The sequence below is a fragment of the Variovorax sp. FW301-JW7 genome (assembly GCF_058788795.1).
On record NZ_JBYTBC010000002.1, the window covers coordinates 476,193 to 491,367 of the forward strand.

Consider the following 15,175-nt stretch of genomic DNA (forward strand, 5'->3'; position numbering starts at 1 on the left):
GACATAATTTGGCCAAGAACTGCTGTTGGATGCAGAAGCCCATGCATGGAAGGAAGTGATGTGTCGGACTCGGCGATTCCTGATGTGTTGAAGCACGCGCTTGCTCGAAGCGTTTCAAAGAATGGCGACTTCTTCTTGGCTCAGTCGGAACTGGCTTCACTTGCCGGCCGACTTGGTGACGCGGAGGTCGTTTCCCTATATGAATTCATCCGCGAGACGAGCATGCGCTTGGAACGGGAATGGCGCCCTGAGTTTGTGGCGGCATTCCCGCTCCAACGGGGCGTGCTTCCCGCCCCTCTCATATGACCGTCTTGCTGAGCCACTTCGCCAGCAGTCGGCCAGAACCTGCCACTCGCGGCGCCAGCACAATTCAACTGGAGGCCGACCTCGCACACCGAACAGACCTATGTTGTATCGCCTCTACTGCTCAAGCGGGAATACCTTAGGAGTCGACGAGTACGTGTGCTACTCGGAGATCGGAGCGGACGGTACTTGGGTGCGTTACGTAGAAGTCAAGTCAGACGGGACGGCGCTCAGATATGACAGAGAGCGTGCGGCCGATCAGTATGGCGTTCTTCCAGAAGGCGAATGGGAGGAAGCGGAAGCAACGAAGAGGGAATACGGCACCGTGGCAACGATTTCCGCAGATCTTTTTCAGGCGGTCTGGTCGGTGACGCGCTGTGTCAACGGCGATGGCCGCAGAGGCGCGAGACCCACTTGAAAAGCCGCCGCCCGCCATCGGCCAAGACTAGACGGTCGCCGGGACCACAGAATCTGCGGGAAAGCGGACCCTCAGGCCCTATTCCTATTGAAAAGAGCCTGAACATTGAAAGCCGCACCCATCACTGCGCTTAATAGCGCGTTAGCTTGCACAATTCACTACCATGTTTGTCCCAGATGAAGTTCGGAAGTGCGTAGTTTTCGTCGGCTTCCAGATGGCGAGCGGAGAGTTTCGGCTCGCGGGCTCGGCGTTCTTTTTAGGTCGAGACACTGGGACTGACAGGGCCGAGGACGTTGTTCTCGTCACCGCGCGTCACGTGATCGAAGGAGTCCGGAAGCTCGGCATCGAGGACATCTATATCCGTGCGAATACGAAAAGTGGCATGTCCGTTTGGGCGAAGTGTTCGAGTTCCGATTGGCGTTTTCATCCCACGGACGAAAGCGTCGATGTCGCATCGTTGAAAGTCGGCATTCCCGAGGGTTGGGATCACCTCGTCATCCCACTCTCCATGTGCGCCACTCCAGACAAGATGCTGGCAAACGAGGTCGGACTAGGGGACGAAGTGTTTGTGGTCGGGCTATTCCGTCATCACCACGGAAGCCAAAAGAACATTCCGATTGTGCGTGTGGGAAATCTTGCAGCGTTGGCGGAGGAGAAGATTTCAACCAAGGCCTTTGGGTTGATCGACGCCTACCTCATCGAGGCACGTTCCATTGGCGGGCTCAGTGGCTCGCCCGTCTTCCTGAATCTGGGCGTGGTGAGATACGTAGGGAAGTCTGTGAAGCAATCAACGGGCGGGCCAATTCAACTTCTTCTGGGCATCATTCACGGCCATTTTGACGTATCCACAAGTGCAGTTGATGACGTGGAAGTCGATGCCCGGACGGGCCTTTCGGTCGAGCGGGTCAACACTGGTATCGCTATCGTAGTGCCCATCGAAAAAGTGATCGAAGCAATCGAGGCGCATGCGCCCACTGCTTCCTAAACGATCGATAGACACGTGCGTCCGGCCGGCTGGCTTCGCCACTCAGCCTGCCGCCGATCATTTGTGACGTTGAGCGTCTGCTATCGGCGCTGAGCGACTTCCGCTTTGGGCCCACTGCGGTCTTCCGACATTGTCCAAAGCTGCCGGTCATCGCGCCAAGGCTAAGAGACATCTCCTTCCACGCAATGTCTAGCCAGGCACGCTGAATAAAATCCAGCCATGTCCGCCGCTTTAGTCCCGCGCCCCCAGTGCACCGCTTGCCTGCGCCCGCTCAGCGCCTGCATTTGCCGCTGGGTCGCGCCCACCGCCCACGCGGTGGAGGTACTAGTGCTGCAGCACCCGCTGGAGGTACACCAGGCCAAAGGCAGTGCCCGCCTGCTGCACCTCAGCTTGGCGCACTGCCGCTTGGTGGTGGGTGAGGCATTTGCCGTGCCCGTCTGGCCGGTGGATGGCAAGCACACGCTGCTGCTGTACCCGGACAGTCTGCAAGATAGCGCCCCGGACCTGCGGGTCCCACCTCCGCTACCGCCCGAGTGGTCGCAAGCCCCGTCGCGCCTGCGCCTGGTCGTGCTGGACGGCACCTGGCGCAAAAGCCGAAAGATGCTCTACCAAAGCCCGCCACTGCAACAGTTGCCCCGCTTGGCCCTGCACAACCTGCCGCCTTCGCACTACCGGATCCGCAAAGCCCATGGGCCCGACCAACTGTCCACGCTGGAGGCGACCTGCTACGCCTTGGGCCAACTGGAAGGCGGTGCGGCGCGGTTCCAGCCCTTATTGAATGCCTTCGACGGGTTTGTAGAGTACTTGGAGCAGGCTGGTGGGCAGCGAAACGCGCAAACCGACAAGTCCTGCCCTCGACCAAGGGCTACGGGGTTCATTGAAGTGACCGGCTAAATGGCTGGTTTTGGCCGACTGGAGCCGTCGGCATGCTACCTTCCGGGCCGATACGGCTCGTTGGAATCAGAGATGGACGTACATCAGCCTCGCCGCCCGCACCGACCCGGTTGGCTGCCCGTTGTCGACGCCGCGCGTTGCACGGGCTGCGGCTGGTGCGTCGCCGCGTGCGACCTTCACCTTCTCAGTCTCGAAGTCGAGCAATGGAAGAAGTCGTCGACGCTTCAAGACGCGGATCGGTGCACGGGCTGCAGCGATTGCGCAGTGACTTGCCCTTTTCATGCGATCACCATGCGAAAGGGCTGAAACGTCCTCGGCGCCCGGCTCGCCGCTCACGCAATCCGCAGACCCGGGCGCGTGAGCCGGACGGTCGCGAGTGTCACGCCCCGTTCGACCATCCCGAAGAAGTCCCTTCCCGAGGCCTCTCACCTCGGGTCAGCTTTTGGACTTTGCGTATTCCTCTGCGCTCATCATCTCCAGGCCGACGAACGGAGTGTTGCCTTCGACCCATGCGTCGTGACCCGGCGGAATGGTGTACGACATGCCTTCCTCGATGACGGTCTGCGAGCCGTCATTCATTTGCACGGTGATCCGGCCGGACACCGCATACCCGACGTGAGCCACCTGGCAACTGTCCGTGCCCACGACCGGCTTGATGCACTTCGACCAGCGCCACCCGGGCTCGAACTTGAAGCGTCCGAGCGTGTAGCCCTCGAGGCGGACCACTTCGACCCGGGTCTTTTCGGGCGCTCGAACCTCATCCGGTTCGTTATGGGATTTCGTCTGAAGCTTGCTGACGTTCATCGGGCTTGCCATCGCGACTCTCCTTGCGGCACGAGTGAGCAAACAGTCCGCGGCAGTCTCGTGCCGAACCGCACGTGAACGATGGAATGGTAGTCCTGGGCCAGGCTTGCGATGATCTGCTTCTTGCACGAAAGTGCCGCTCTTGCAGCGGGTTTCATGTGGCAGTTTGCGTAAGCCGGGTTACAGAAAATCTTCGTCCACCACCAGCGACAGCACGGACCCGCGCAGTCGTTGGGCCCAGTGCGATTCGGGCTCCCGGCGCAACGCCTCGGGATGGACGACTGGAGTGGATACCCGGCCTCGCAACGCGCGCTGCTCGAACTGCTGCCGTTACTGGTTCAGGAACGAAAAAGACGGTGCCATTGCGAATGCCAGGACCAGGGCGCTGAATGCGCCTGCCGTGGCCGAGATACGGTTCGAGTGATGGTGCGAGATGGGGTGGTTCAACCTGCGATGGACGAAGTCCGGCAAACGCTTCGTGTGGCCCGCGCCACATCGCCGACGTGCGTGACGTTCTCGGCAAGGCAACGCAGCAGCGCCCTCAACGCACCGGTGATGAAAGCGCACGCATCCAGCGTTCGCGCTCTTCGTCTTCCAGCGCCAGCAGGCTCTCTGGCGAACCGCCTCCGCCGACGACGCGAAGATCTTGCAAATGCTTCTGCACCTCGGGCTCGGCAAGCACCTGGGCCACGGCTTCCTGCAGGGTGCGATTGGACGCGGCCTCCGAATTCGCGGGCGCCCAGAGGCTGAAGTGGTCGTACGCCGTGTAGCCGCTCAAGGGCGCACTCGAAGCCAGCGTCGGCCACGGCACACCCTCGAAGCTTTGCGGGTGCGCCGGGTCGGCGGTGGTGCCCAGCACGCGCAGCTGGCCGCGCCGCACGGCGACCGCCACGCCGTTCACGGGCGCGAACAGCAGGTCTGCCGCATGCTCCTTCGTGATGACGTCCGAGTCGGGGTACATGCCCTTGAAGACCACGCGCTGCACATCGACGCCGCTGCGTGCGCGGAACTGGCCGAAGGCGAGGTGGCCCGTCCAGCCGTCGTCGCCCGTGCCGATGCGCAGGCTGCCCGGGTGAGCCCGTGCGTAGGCCAGCAGGTCGTCCGTGCTGTGAATGCCCAGCGTGTCGGCCTTCGTGCTGTCGATGGCCAGCACCAGAGGTTCCGATGCCAGCAGCGTGACGGGGCGAAGGGAATGCATCAGCGCATCGATCGGCGCGGGCTGGTGCACGCCCTGGATGCCTCCGCGCGGCAGCCGCAGTGCCGCGAGCAAGACCTTCTCGTTGCCGCCCTCCGTCATCAGCCGGCGATAGTCGGCCTCGGTGGCTTTCGGCACGTGATCGACCTGCACGCTGCGTCCCAGCAGGTGGGGCAAGTGGCTGGCCAGCATCTCGGCATAGTGGCCGCTGCGGCCACCGGGCGGAACCAGCACGGTGACGTGCAGCGCGGGTTGCGGCACGGCGGCAAGCCATTGCCCCGCATCGTTCATCAGGCCATAGCGTATTTCCCATGCGCCGCCCGTGGACGTGTTGCGCACCAGGGCTTCGGCCACCCAATGGCGGCCCATGCGGTGGAACTGCCGGATGATCGGCCGCTCGTCCTGCCACCCGGGCGGCCGCCAGTCCTCTGGGAACGCGCCTGAGACGACGGCGTAGCCATGACGGAACCGGCGCGCCGATTCGAACTGCGGCGCGATCGCCCATTGGCCCCGCGCGTTCTGGTAGCCCCATCGGCCGGTGGCCGCGTCCTTGACCGGCCGCAACGCGGCGCCGGCATGGCTGCTGCCGTGCAGTCGTTGCCAGCGGCACACCTGCGGCGTGCTGGCGTTGCGCTGGAGGTCCAGCCCGGCGGCGGTGCACAGCCGGATGCGCCGCTGGGCGGTTGCGTCGGGCCGCTCGCCGAAGATGAACGGAATCACCATGCGTCCTCGCGCGTCGATCAGGCCCGAGCCGGTGGAGCCGGGCGTCACCATCTGCCGCTTGTAGTCCATCCACTGTGCGGTGGTGATGTCCCGCGGCGGCGGTGGCGTGCGCCACTGTCCTCGTGCATCGCGCAAGCCGGGCTGTGCGAACACCGTGTCCACCTGCAGATCGGAAGCCACTGGCCTGGATCCATCGGGCATCAGGTAGGAGAGGGCCGCGGGGGAGTCGGCGGAGATCGTGTCCTGGCCATCGCAACTCACGGGCGGAACGGCCCACTGGCCTTGCGCATCGATGCGCCCGTTGGCCGTGGTGGTGCGCAGTCCGCCGCCGGGCTTTCGCTCCACCAGCCACACCCGGTGCAGCGGCTGCAGCGCGGGATTGAGGGAGATGTATTCCTGCCGCACGACCTGCCAGCGGCCGTCGCAGAAGCTGCGCGCCGTCGGTGACAGGAAAAGCACGCGCCCGTCGAGGCCGTCGAACAACGCGGGGGCGCGCTCGCTGTGCTTGCCCGGATTCAGGCTCAGCCAACGCGCCCGTTCGATCAGGTTGGGGGCGATGCCGATGGTGAAGGTGAAGATGTCGTCCCACGGCGGCGCTTGTGCATCCACCGGCTGCAATTGCCAGGCCGGTTGCATCGGCAACGCGCGTGCCGGGTTGGCATACAGCGCCTGGTAGGTCGGCGGCGCTGCGTGGGCCGGGCCCAGGGCAAGGCCGAGCCACAGCAGGGCGGCGAAGAGACGCAGGCGCTTCATCGGGCGGGCAAGATGCAAGGGCTCAGCCTCGGGTCGTGGCCGTAGATGGATGCCGTTGCATCGCAGGCATCGCTGTTCGCCGAGGCGCTCGCGGTTGAACGCGCAGCGGCTATGTGCCTGGTTGAACGACGTGTTGGCCCTCGCTCAAACTTCGTATGCATAGATGCAACTGAGCTCAGCCCCTTTCAGCGCGGATTGAAAGGGTTCGGGCGCACTCTTGAGGATGGCGACAAAGCTGGCGTTGAGTCTGCCGGCACCCGTGCTGCCCTTGTATTTGATGCTCTTGGGCTTGGCTTGAAGCTGGAGCCTGTTCGAACCGGACAGCGCAGCCTCCAACCTGAAGATGCCATGACGGAAATCAGTGGACTCGGAGGTTCTTGCCTGTGGTGAAACCAGGCGCATGGTTTGCCCGCGGTAGGAGAGTTTCAAATCGACCTCCACCATGGAGGCGGGCACATCACCTACCAAGGTGAGTGCATGCCCCGCGCGAGTCCCCGTGCAGTTCAGTCGCGCCGTATTGGCACCTGCAATGGCCTGACCCGAGAGGGCGAACAGCAACGCGAGGGAGCAGAGAGGAAAAGTTTTTCTCATAGGCCTTCCATGGGACTGAGGCGATGTGTCCCGCACGACCTGCGAGACAAGCTGGGCAGCGCGAATATGCCGGTCACGGTCTCCTCCACAAAAACGTTTCTGATCATAGGCGGAGCCATTCGCCGCTGATGCTCAGCGGTGGTACGCCATGGCGCGAGTCACCTTCTCATCGCTTTCCATGCCCCCACTGGTCCGCCCAGGCTGACAACGGCTTCAGCGCCTTCGAAAGCCGCCGTCCTTCGTCCGTCAGTCGATAGCCACCCTCGGCATGTTCGACAAGGCCGACCTCCCTCAGTTCAGTGAGCCGCGTGTTGAGCAACCGGGTGTTCGTCTCGCAAGCGTCTTGCAAGGCTCTGAAGGTCAGCGAGACCTCCCGAAGTTCCCAGAGCACGCGCAGCGCCGTGCGCCGGCCCAGCAGGTCCAGCGCGACCATGAGGGGGCGGCCGGTGGTGGAGCCGCGAACGGGTTGGCCGATGCGAGGTGTCGTCATGCTTTACTTTATACAGCAACGTGCCTACGATGGCGTGGCCCTTGAATCAGGAGTCTGCATGCCCGCACGCATCGAACCCGCAACGCCACCATTTGGCGAAGACATTTCCAGGTCACTCGACAGGGTGATGAAGGGACAGCCTCCCTTGCGGCTGTTCACGACGTTGGCACGCGACGCGCGTCTGTTTCAAAAGTTCTTTGCCGGCGGTCTGCTGGACAAAGGCCACTTGAGCATCCGACAGCGCGAAATCGTGATTCATCGCACAACGGCATTGTGCAAATCCGAATATGAATGGGGCGTCCACGTCACGGCCTTCTCAAGGTTCGCCGGCCTGACGCCGGAGCAGGTTCAGGCGACCGTCACGGCTTCGGAGAACGACGCCTGCTGGTCGGCCGAGGATCAGGTGCTTCTGCGCCTGTGTGACGCCTTGCACGCGCACGCCGACATCGACGATGGGCTGTGGGACGCGTTGCGAACGTACTTCAGCGAAGAAGCCATCATCGAACTGCTGATGCTGGCTGGCTTCTATCGCACCGTCAGCTACCTCACGAACGGGCTGCGCCTGCCCCTGGAAGCGTCAGGTGCGCGATTCCCCGCTTGAGGCTGCTTCTGGCCGAGCTGTCGGCGTACCAACCAACGTGCAACCACAGGAGAAATCTCGATGATCAAGGTCAGTGTCATGTACCCCTACGCCGCAGGCGCGCGATTCGATCACGCGTACTACCGCGAGCGGCACATGCCCATGATGAAACGACTGCTCGGCGCAGCGTGCCTGTACTACATGGTGGACAAGGGCATCTCCGGGCGCGGTGTGGGCACCGACCCTGCGTACATCGCCAAGTGCGACTTCGTCTGCACTTCTGTCGAAGCCTACCGGGCAGCCTCTGCCCCGCACCAGGAGGAGATCCGGGGCGACATTGCCAACTACACGGACATTCAACCCATGGTGCAGATCAGTGAGGTGGTCGTGGAGCGTTCGGAGGCCTGAGTTTCCTTCGAGCACGGGGCGTCGGCATGGAGAACAAATCAATGGGTACGGACAGCCGCATCATCGTTTCGCTCGACTTCCCTGCCGCCGCATTGGCGGCGGACCTCGTGAAGCAGCTGGGCGCAGCGACCACGCACTACAAGGTCGGCCTGCAGCTGCTGACGGCGGCCGGACCTTCGGTCGTCCGCGAGCTCGTAGAGGCAGGGAAGCGCGTTTTCCTGGACCTCAAGCTGCTGGAAATTCCAAGCTCGGTGGCGGGTGCGGTCACCGCAGCCGGACACCTGGGTGCGTCGATGGTGACTGTGCACGCCTCAGGCGGTTCCGCCGTGCTTCGCTCGGCGGTCGAGGCCGCGAGCCCGTTCCCTCAACTGAAGGTTCTGGCGCTCACCGTCATCACCAGCATGAGCGACCAGGATCTGGAAGAAGTGGGCGTCGCCTCGACGGTTCCAGAGCAGGTCGCACGGCTGGGCCGCCTGGCCGCTGCGGCCGGTTGCCATGGCGTTGTGTCGTCGCCATTGGAGGTGAGGCTGCTTCGCGAGATCCTGCCGCCCGATGCCTTGATCGTGACGCCAGGCACGCAGCTTCCAGGCGATGAAAGGAATGACCACGCGCGGGCTGCGACGCCCTCGCAGGCCATCGGGGCTGGCGCGACGCACGTGGTCATCGGCCGCCCCATATCGCGTGCCCCCCATCCTGCTGCCGTGTTCGCTGCTGTGCGCGCTGAGCTGGCGACCGCCATCCAGCAACGCTGAAGCGGTCAGGCTGCCTTGAACTGGCGGTCGCGCAAAGTGATCGACGGTTGCCCAGCGCCAACCCTGTCGATGCGACCCTCGACGTGGGTCACGCCTGCGCGGAAATCAACAGGCCGTTTAAAAGCGCGGTACCCACGACACAGCGCCATACAAGCAACTGCACAGTTGCCTTCACAGTGCTCTTTCGCCGTCGTCGGCGCCGTTGCCACGGAGTTGGCGCAGGCCACCCCACAACGCCCTCCGGCCACCTTGCCGAGGGGCCATCGGAGCACAAGCCGTGTCGTCGCAGAAAAAGAACGCCGCCTTCCTCGTCTCGATCTTGGGCCAACGCCTCCTGGCGTGGCTGTGGCGCGCAGGAAGAAGCAGGCCTCGTTCGCGTACGCCGGCCGGATCTGGCGCGCAGAAAAGTAGCGCTTTTTAGTTAATGCCATGTAACGCCATCGGGCGTTGCTGACAGGCCAACCAGGCGCTTGGACGCACGCGCACGGCTGAACGCATGCCGATTGCGTGACGTCAGAGGGGCATGTCATGTTCACCCGCTACGCCATCCGCGCGCTGCTTTGCATCGCCGTCGTGCCCGCCATCTCCGAGGAGCCCCTGCCCATCCGGGGCCGCGTGTTCCTGAGTAAAGCCGAGGTCGAGAGCACCTTGATCGGCAAGCCCATCGTTTCAAGCAATCTCTCGACCGGCATGGTCTCGCGCTGGCAGTTCCATGCGGATGGCCGCGTCGACTTTGTCAACCAGAGCGGGCCCGGCAAGGCGTCGGGCAAGTGGGTTCTCAACGCCGACGGCTCGATGTGCGTGACGATGATTTCTCGAACCGGGTGTCGCTACTGGTTCAGGAACGAAAAGGACGGCGCCCTTGCGAATGCCACCACCAGGGAGCCGAATGCGCCGACCGTGGCTGAGATACGGTTCGAGTGATGGCGCGGGATGGGGCGGTTCAGCTCAGCGCTTCGCACGCGCCCCGAAGAATTTCAGCGCAGCGCTTCGACCAGGTCCAGCACCATGCGATCCGGCCCGAAGGTTTCGACCCCGTGCGCCAGCAAGGCATCGACAGCCTGCGCAATGCCATGGCTCGAAGACGACTGCTCCGCCATGTCGTTGTAGTACCCCAGGTCCTTCTTCGCATTCGCCATCGAGAACTTCAGCGAATCGGTGCTGCCCGTCAGCAGCTTGGGCTTGAGGCGTTCCAGCGCCACGCCGTTGCCGCCGCCCTTGGCGAGCACGTCGACGAACACCTCGGGCTTCACGCCGGCGCGTTGCGCGCAGGCTGCGGCTTCGCACAGCAACGCCACGGTGCCCAGCGACACGAAATTGTGCAGCAGCTTCATCGCATGGCCCGCGCCCACATCGCCGACGTGCGTGACGTTCTCGGCAAAGCAGCGCAGCAGCGGCAGGCACGAGGCCAGCACCTCGGCGTCGCCGCCCACCAGCAGGTTCAGGCGGCCTTCGGCGGCCTCCTTGGCGGTGCGGGTCATCGGCGTGTCGAGGAAGAGGCCGCCCTTGGCGTGCACGGCCTGCGCCACCTTGGCGGTGGAGGCGGGCACGGCGGTGGAGCAGTCGATCACCACGGTGCCGGGGCGCAGCGTGCTCAGCGCGCCGTTGTCGCCCAGCATCACGGCCTCGACCTGCGGCGTGCCGGTGACGCACAGGATCAGCACATCGACCCCGGCGGCCAGCGTGGCCACGTCTTTCACCGAGGTGGCGCCGGCCTTCAGCAGGTCGTCGATCGGCTGATTGCCCGCGTGCTCCAGCACCGTGAGCTGGTGGCCGTGCTTGACGATGTTGCTGGCGATGCCGTGGCCCATGAGGCCGACGCCGATGAGGCCGACTTTGCGCGGGGTTTGTTGTTCAGTGGTGGTCATGGGTTGTCTTCATCCGTGCTTGATGGCGATGGTCTTGAGGGTCGTGAAGCCGAGCAGGGCCTCGAAGCCCTTCTCGCGGCCGAAGCCACTCGATTTCACGCCGCCGAAGGGCAGTTCTACACCACCCGCCGCCCCGTAATTGTTCACGAACACCTGGCCGCAATGCAGCTTGTGCGCCATGCGCAGCTGGCGCCCGCCGTCGCGCGTCCACACGCCGGCCACCAGGCCGAAGTCCGTGCCGTTGGCCAGGCGCACCGCCTCGGCCTCGTCGGCGAAGGGCATCACGGCCAGCACCGGGCCGAAGACTTCGCGCTGGGCCAGGTCGCTGTCATGCGGCACGTCGCGGAACAGCACGGCTTCCTGGTAGTAGCCGGTGGACGGTGCCTGCGGCGACACGGTGCCGCGCGCCGCCACCTTCATGCCGCTCGCCTCGGCGGTCGCGACCATGTCGCGCACCTGGCGGAACTGCTTCTCGTTGATGAGCGGGCCCATGTCCAGGTCTTCGGCGGGCGTGCCCGCGCGCACGGCCGTGAAGCGCTTGGCGAGGCGCTGCACGACTTCTTCATAGATCGACTGCTCGACCAGCACGCGGCTGCCCGCCGAGCAGGTCTGGCCGGCGTTCTGGATGATGGCGTTGAGCAGCACGGGCTCGGCCGCGTCGAGGTCGGCATCGGCGAACACGATCTGCGGCGACTTGCCGCCCAGCTCCAGCGTCACCGGGCAGTGGCGCTCGGCCGCGGCCAGGCCCACGCTGCGACCGGTCATGGTCGAGCCGGTGAACGAGATGTGGTCGATGCCCGGGTGCGCGCACAGCGCCGCGCCGGCTTCCTTGCCGTAGCCCGTCACCACGTTGAGCGCACCGGCCGGAAAGCCGACCTCGGTGGCGATCTCGGCCAGGCGCAGCAGCGACAGGCTCGCGTCTTCCGCCGGCTTCACCACGCAGGCGTTGCCCGCGGCGAGCGAGGCGCCCACGCTGCGGCCCGCGATCTGCATCGGGTAGTTCCAGGGAATGATGTGGCCCGTCACGCCGTGCGGAATGCGCACCGTGAGCACGGTGTAGCCGCGCTCGTAGGGCAGGGTGTCGCCGTGCAGCTTGTCGCAGGCGCCGGCGTAGTACTCGAAGTAGCGCGCCAGCGCGGTCGCGTCGTTGCGCGCCACGCGCAGCGCCTTGCCGGTGTCGCGCGCCTCGAGCTGGGCCAGCTCTTCGTGGTGCTGCATCACGGCGGCGCCGAGCTTGGCGAGCAGCCGGCCGCGTTCGAGCGCGGTGGTGGCGCCCCAAGGGCCGTCGAAATGCTCGCCCATGGCCTGGCGCGCGGCGCGCACGGCGGCGTCGATGTCGGCCGCGGTGCCGCGCGCGATCTCGCCGAATTTCTGGCCGTCGCTCGGGTCGATCACGTCGATGGTGGCATTGCCTTCGGACGCCGCGCGGCGGCCGTCGATGTAGTGGGTGGCGTTCATGGAAGGTGTGTCTCCGTGCGGCGGATCAGGTCGGATCAGATGGGTTCCGGCCAGGGTTTCTGTGCGTCGCGAATCTGTTCGAAGGCGCGGCTGAACTGCAGCACGCCCAGGTCGTCGAAGCGGCGGCCGGCCACCTGCAGGCCGATGGGCAGGCCTTCGGCCGAGTAGCCGCAGTTGACCGACGCGGCCGGCTGCTCCGACATGTTGTAGGGCACCGTGAAGCCGATGTGTTCCAGCGGCCGCATCGGGTCGTTGGTGGGCGAGGCATGGTCCGCGGGCGCGGGCATGTTGGGCGACACCGGCGAGATCACGAAGTCGTAGGCCTTGGTGGCGGCGACCGTGGCCGCGCGCGTGGCGACGAACTGGCTGTAGCCGTCGAAGACGTGCGCGCCCGAGAAATCGGCCGCGCTTTCGGCCCATTCGCGGATGTACGGCAGGATCTTCGCGCGCTGCTCGGCGCTCATGGCCTGCATGTCCAGGCATGAGCGCATGCGCCAGAAATGGTCCATGCCCTGCAGCATCTGCGGCGTCATGAAGGCCGGGATTTCCTCGACGTGCGCACCGGCCGCCTCGATGCGTTTGGCGGCATCGCGCACGGCTTGCGCGATCTGCGGATCGAGCGGCAGGCCGCAGCCCGCGTCCATGTGCAGCGCCACGCGCTTGCCCTTGAGGAACGACGGATCGACCTCGAAGGCGTTCCAGTCGATCGCGGGCGGCGGCAGTTCCGAATAGTCGCGGTCGTCGGGCTGCGCGACCGAAGCCATCATCAGCGCCGCATCGGCCACGGTGCGCGTCATCGGGCCGGCGCAGCGGCCCATGTAGGGCGAGCTCAGCGGAATGCGGCCGAAGCTGGGCTTGAGCGTGAAGATGCCGCACCAGCTCGCCGGTAGGCGCAGCGAGCCGCCGATGTCGGTGCCCACGTGCAGCGGGCCGTAGCCAGCCGCAGCAGCCGCGCCGGCGCCCGCGCTGGAACCGCCCGGCGTGCGCGAGGTGTCCCAGGGGTTGCGCGAAAGGTCGTGAAAGCTCGACAGGCCCGACGACAGCATGCCCAGGTCGGGCATCGTGGTCTTGGCCACCATCACCGTGCCGTCGGCCTTCAGGCGCGCGGCGGGCGGCGAGTCGTAGGTCACCGGCACGAGCTCGTAGGCGGCGGTGCCCAGCGGCATCGGGTCGCCCTCGGTCGCGAGGTTTTCCTTGATGGTCACGGGCACGCCGTCGAGCGTGCCGCGCGGCGTGCCGGCGCGCCAGCGCGCTTCGGAAGCGCGCGCTTGTTCGAGCGCGGCTTCGGGGCGGAACAGCCAGGTGGCGCGCAGCTGCGGCTCGCAGGCCGCGATGCGCTCGTTGACCGCGCGGGTCACCTCGACCGGCGAGAGTTCCTTGGTGGCGTAGGCGGCGTGCAGTTCCTGCACGCCCAGGGCGTAAAGAGGCTTCGTCATCGCCGCATCAACCCCACGAGATGGCAGCCAGGTCGTTCGCGACGATCGGCATGTTCGGCCACAGGCCCTTCACTTCCTTGCGCGCGACCGTGGGGAACACGGCCTGGAACAGGAAGCCGTTGACGGCGTCGTTCGCGAGCATCTTCTGCGCCTCGCCGAGCAGCGCGTTGCGCTTCTTCTCGTCGGGCTCGCTCTGCACCGAGGCGTACAGGTCGCGGAACTTCTTCGAGTCGTAGCCCCAGTAGTAGTCGGGCTCGGTGTACTTCACGAGGTCGAAGGGCTCCACGTGCGCGACGATGCTCAGGTCGAAGTCGTGCCCGCCGCCGAAGGTGCCGCTGAGCCACTGGGCCCATTCGACGTTCTGGATCTTCACGTGGATGCCGATGGCCGCGAGCTGGGCTGCGATCACCTCGCCGCCCTGGCGCGCGTACGAAGGCGGCGGCAGCGTCATGCGCAGTTCGAGCGGCGTCTTCACGCCCGCGTCGGCCAGCAGCTTCTTCGCCTTGGCGATGTCGAAGGGGTTGATGCCGGTGGTGTCGACATAGCCCGGCGCGCCGATCGGGTAGTGGCTGCCGATGGCCTTGCCGAAGCCGTCGGCCGCGCCCTGGATCACCACGTTGCGGTCCACCGCGGCCAGGATGGCGCGGCGCACGCGCACGTCGTCCAGCGGCTTGCGCTTGTTGTTGATCGCCAGGATCACCTTGCTGCGCGTGCCCACTTCGAGCACACGGAAGCGCGGGTTGGCGCGGAACTGGCCCACGCTGCGCGTGCCGGCGCGCGGGAAGATGTCGATGTCGCCGGCCATCAGCGCCGCGGTCTGCGCGGCCGAGTCGGACATGAACTTGAAGACGAACTTGTTGACCTTGGCCAGCGCCGGGTTGCGGTACGTCGGCGACTTCACCAGCGAACAGGCCGAGCCGCGCTGCCAGCTGTCGAGCTTGTAGGGGCCGGTGCCCACGGGCTTGGTGGCGTTGGTGTCGGCGCTCTTGGGCTCGACGATGCAGGCGGTGGCCTGGCCGAGCATGAAGAGCAGGTCGGGGTTGGGCTGCGCGGTGGTGATGACCACCGTGTCGGCGTCGGGCGTCTTCAGGCTGATCTCGCTGAAGAAGCGCTTGTCCTTGTTGGTGCTCTTCTCGCCGGCCGCGCGCTCGAAGCTGAACTTGACGGTGGCCGCGTCGAAGGCCTCGCCGTTCTCGAACTTCACGCCTTTGCGCAGCTTGAAGGTGTGGGTCTTCAGGTCGGGCGACACGGTCCAGCTTTCGGCCAGGAGCGGCGTGACGCTGCCGTCGGCGTTGATCTTGGTCAGCGTCTCGAAGATGTTGTAGTGCGCGATCTCGGCGATGGCCGAGGCGGCGGCGGTGGTCGGGTCCAGGCCCGGCGGTTCCAGCGGCATGCCGATGGTCAGCATGTTCTTGCCGGTCTGGGCCTGCGCGAACAGCGGGAAGGCGCCGGGGATCGCGGCGGCGATGGCGGTGCCCATGAGGGTGCGTCGCTTCAACATTCGGGGGTTCTCCTGG

General features: G+C 65.4%; 16 protein-coding genes. 8 read left to right on the top strand and 8 right to left on the bottom strand.

Annotated elements, in window-relative coordinates; genetic code table 11:
* The first annotated feature begins 45 nt into the window (after window positions 1–45).
* The 4 genes from AC3WQM_RS07230 to AC3WQM_RS07245 all read left to right on the top strand — a co-directional run bounded on the left by AC3WQM_RS07230 (window position 46) and on the right by AC3WQM_RS07245 (window position 2,906).
* Window positions 46–306, top strand: coding sequence for a hypothetical protein (locus AC3WQM_RS07230; protein ID WP_492677560.1), 261 nt, complete (start codon window positions 46–48; stop codon window positions 304–306).
* A 578-nt stretch (window positions 307–884) separates the two neighbouring features.
* Window positions 885–1,706 (top strand): S1 family peptidase, encoded by an 822-nt coding sequence (locus tag AC3WQM_RS07235; protein WP_492677562.1) that lies wholly within the window; start codon window positions 885–887, stop codon window positions 1,704–1,706.
* A gap of 219 nt (window positions 1,707–1,925) precedes the next feature.
* On the top strand, window positions 1,926–2,600 hold the full coding sequence (locus AC3WQM_RS07240) for a tRNA-uridine aminocarboxypropyltransferase (protein ID WP_492677564.1): 675 nt from the start codon (window positions 1,926–1,928) through the stop codon (window positions 2,598–2,600).
* Between the two features lie 72 nt (window positions 2,601–2,672).
* Window positions 2,673–2,906 carry an ATP-binding protein gene (locus AC3WQM_RS07245; RefSeq protein WP_354348206.1) on the top strand — a complete coding sequence of 78 codons (234 nt, stop codon included), beginning with the start codon at window positions 2,673–2,675 and terminating at the stop codon, window positions 2,904–2,906.
* Window positions 2,907–3,035: 129 nt separating this feature from the next.
* Here the strand turns inward: AC3WQM_RS07245 and AC3WQM_RS07250 are convergent, their stop codons facing one another.
* The 4 genes from AC3WQM_RS07250 to AC3WQM_RS07265 all read right to left on the bottom strand — a co-directional run bounded on the left by AC3WQM_RS07250 (window position 3,036) and on the right by AC3WQM_RS07265 (window position 7,156).
* The gene (locus AC3WQM_RS07250; protein WP_492677566.1) at window positions 3,036–3,416 is read right to left on the bottom strand and encodes a cupin domain-containing protein; all 381 of its coding nucleotides are present in this window, start codon (window positions 3,414–3,416) and stop codon (window positions 3,036–3,038) included.
* 529 nt (window positions 3,417–3,945) lie between these two features.
* On the bottom strand, window positions 3,946–6,075 hold the full coding sequence (locus AC3WQM_RS07255) for a tripartite tricarboxylate transporter substrate-binding protein (RefSeq protein WP_492677568.1): 2,130 nt from the start codon (window positions 6,073–6,075) through the stop codon (window positions 3,946–3,948).
* A 144-nt stretch (window positions 6,076–6,219) separates the two neighbouring features.
* The gene (locus tag AC3WQM_RS07260) at window positions 6,220–6,633 is read right to left on the bottom strand and encodes a hypothetical protein (RefSeq protein ID WP_492677570.1); all 414 of its coding nucleotides are present in this window, start codon (window positions 6,631–6,633) and stop codon (window positions 6,220–6,222) included.
* A gap of 199 nt (window positions 6,634–6,832) precedes the next feature.
* Window positions 6,833–7,156, bottom strand: a complete 324-nt coding sequence (locus AC3WQM_RS07265) for a winged helix-turn-helix transcriptional regulator (protein ID WP_492677572.1) — start codon at window positions 7,154–7,156, stop codon at window positions 6,833–6,835.
* A 58-nt stretch (window positions 7,157–7,214) separates the two neighbouring features.
* On the opposite strand from AC3WQM_RS07265, the gene AC3WQM_RS07270 reads away from it, so the two are divergent.
* The 4 genes from AC3WQM_RS07270 to AC3WQM_RS07285 all read left to right on the top strand — a co-directional run bounded on the left by AC3WQM_RS07270 (window position 7,215) and on the right by AC3WQM_RS07285 (window position 9,820).
* Complete coding sequence (locus tag AC3WQM_RS07270; RefSeq protein WP_492677574.1) at window positions 7,215–7,757, top strand: carboxymuconolactone decarboxylase family protein; 543 nt, start codon at window positions 7,215–7,217, stop codon at window positions 7,755–7,757.
* A gap of 60 nt (window positions 7,758–7,817) precedes the next feature.
* Window positions 7,818–8,144: an EthD family reductase gene (locus AC3WQM_RS07275; protein ID WP_492677576.1), complete on the top strand. Its 327-nt coding sequence runs from the start codon at window positions 7,818–7,820 to the stop codon at window positions 8,142–8,144.
* 26 nt (window positions 8,145–8,170) lie between these two features.
* On the top strand, window positions 8,171–8,896 hold the full coding sequence (pyrF, locus tag AC3WQM_RS07280; protein ID WP_492677578.1) for an orotidine-5'-phosphate decarboxylase: 726 nt from the start codon (window positions 8,171–8,173) through the stop codon (window positions 8,894–8,896).
* Window positions 8,897–9,424: 528 nt separating this feature from the next.
* Window positions 9,425–9,820: a hypothetical protein gene (locus AC3WQM_RS07285; RefSeq protein ID WP_139702724.1), complete on the top strand. Its 396-nt coding sequence runs from the start codon at window positions 9,425–9,427 to the stop codon at window positions 9,818–9,820.
* Between the two features lie 53 nt (window positions 9,821–9,873).
* Here the strand turns inward: AC3WQM_RS07285 and AC3WQM_RS07290 are convergent, their stop codons facing one another.
* The 4 genes from AC3WQM_RS07290 to AC3WQM_RS07305 are packed head-to-tail and all read right to left on the bottom strand — an operon-like array spanning window position 9,874 to window position 15,159.
* Window positions 9,874–10,764, bottom strand: coding sequence for an NAD(P)-dependent oxidoreductase (locus AC3WQM_RS07290; protein ID WP_492677580.1), 891 nt, complete (start codon window positions 10,762–10,764; stop codon window positions 9,874–9,876).
* Between the two features lie 9 nt (window positions 10,765–10,773).
* A complete protein-coding gene (locus tag AC3WQM_RS07295; protein ID WP_492677582.1) occupies window positions 10,774–12,222 on the bottom strand; it encodes an aldehyde dehydrogenase family protein in 1,449 nt (482 codons plus the stop codon).
* Window positions 12,223–12,257: 35 nt separating this feature from the next.
* Window positions 12,258–13,658, bottom strand: coding sequence for an amidase (locus AC3WQM_RS07300; protein WP_492677584.1), 1,401 nt, complete (start codon window positions 13,656–13,658; stop codon window positions 12,258–12,260).
* A 7-nt stretch (window positions 13,659–13,665) separates the two neighbouring features.
* On the bottom strand, window positions 13,666–15,159 hold the full coding sequence (locus AC3WQM_RS07305) for an ABC transporter substrate-binding protein (protein ID WP_492677586.1): 1,494 nt from the start codon (window positions 15,157–15,159) through the stop codon (window positions 13,666–13,668).
* Between the last annotated feature and the right edge of the window lie 16 nt (window positions 15,160–15,175).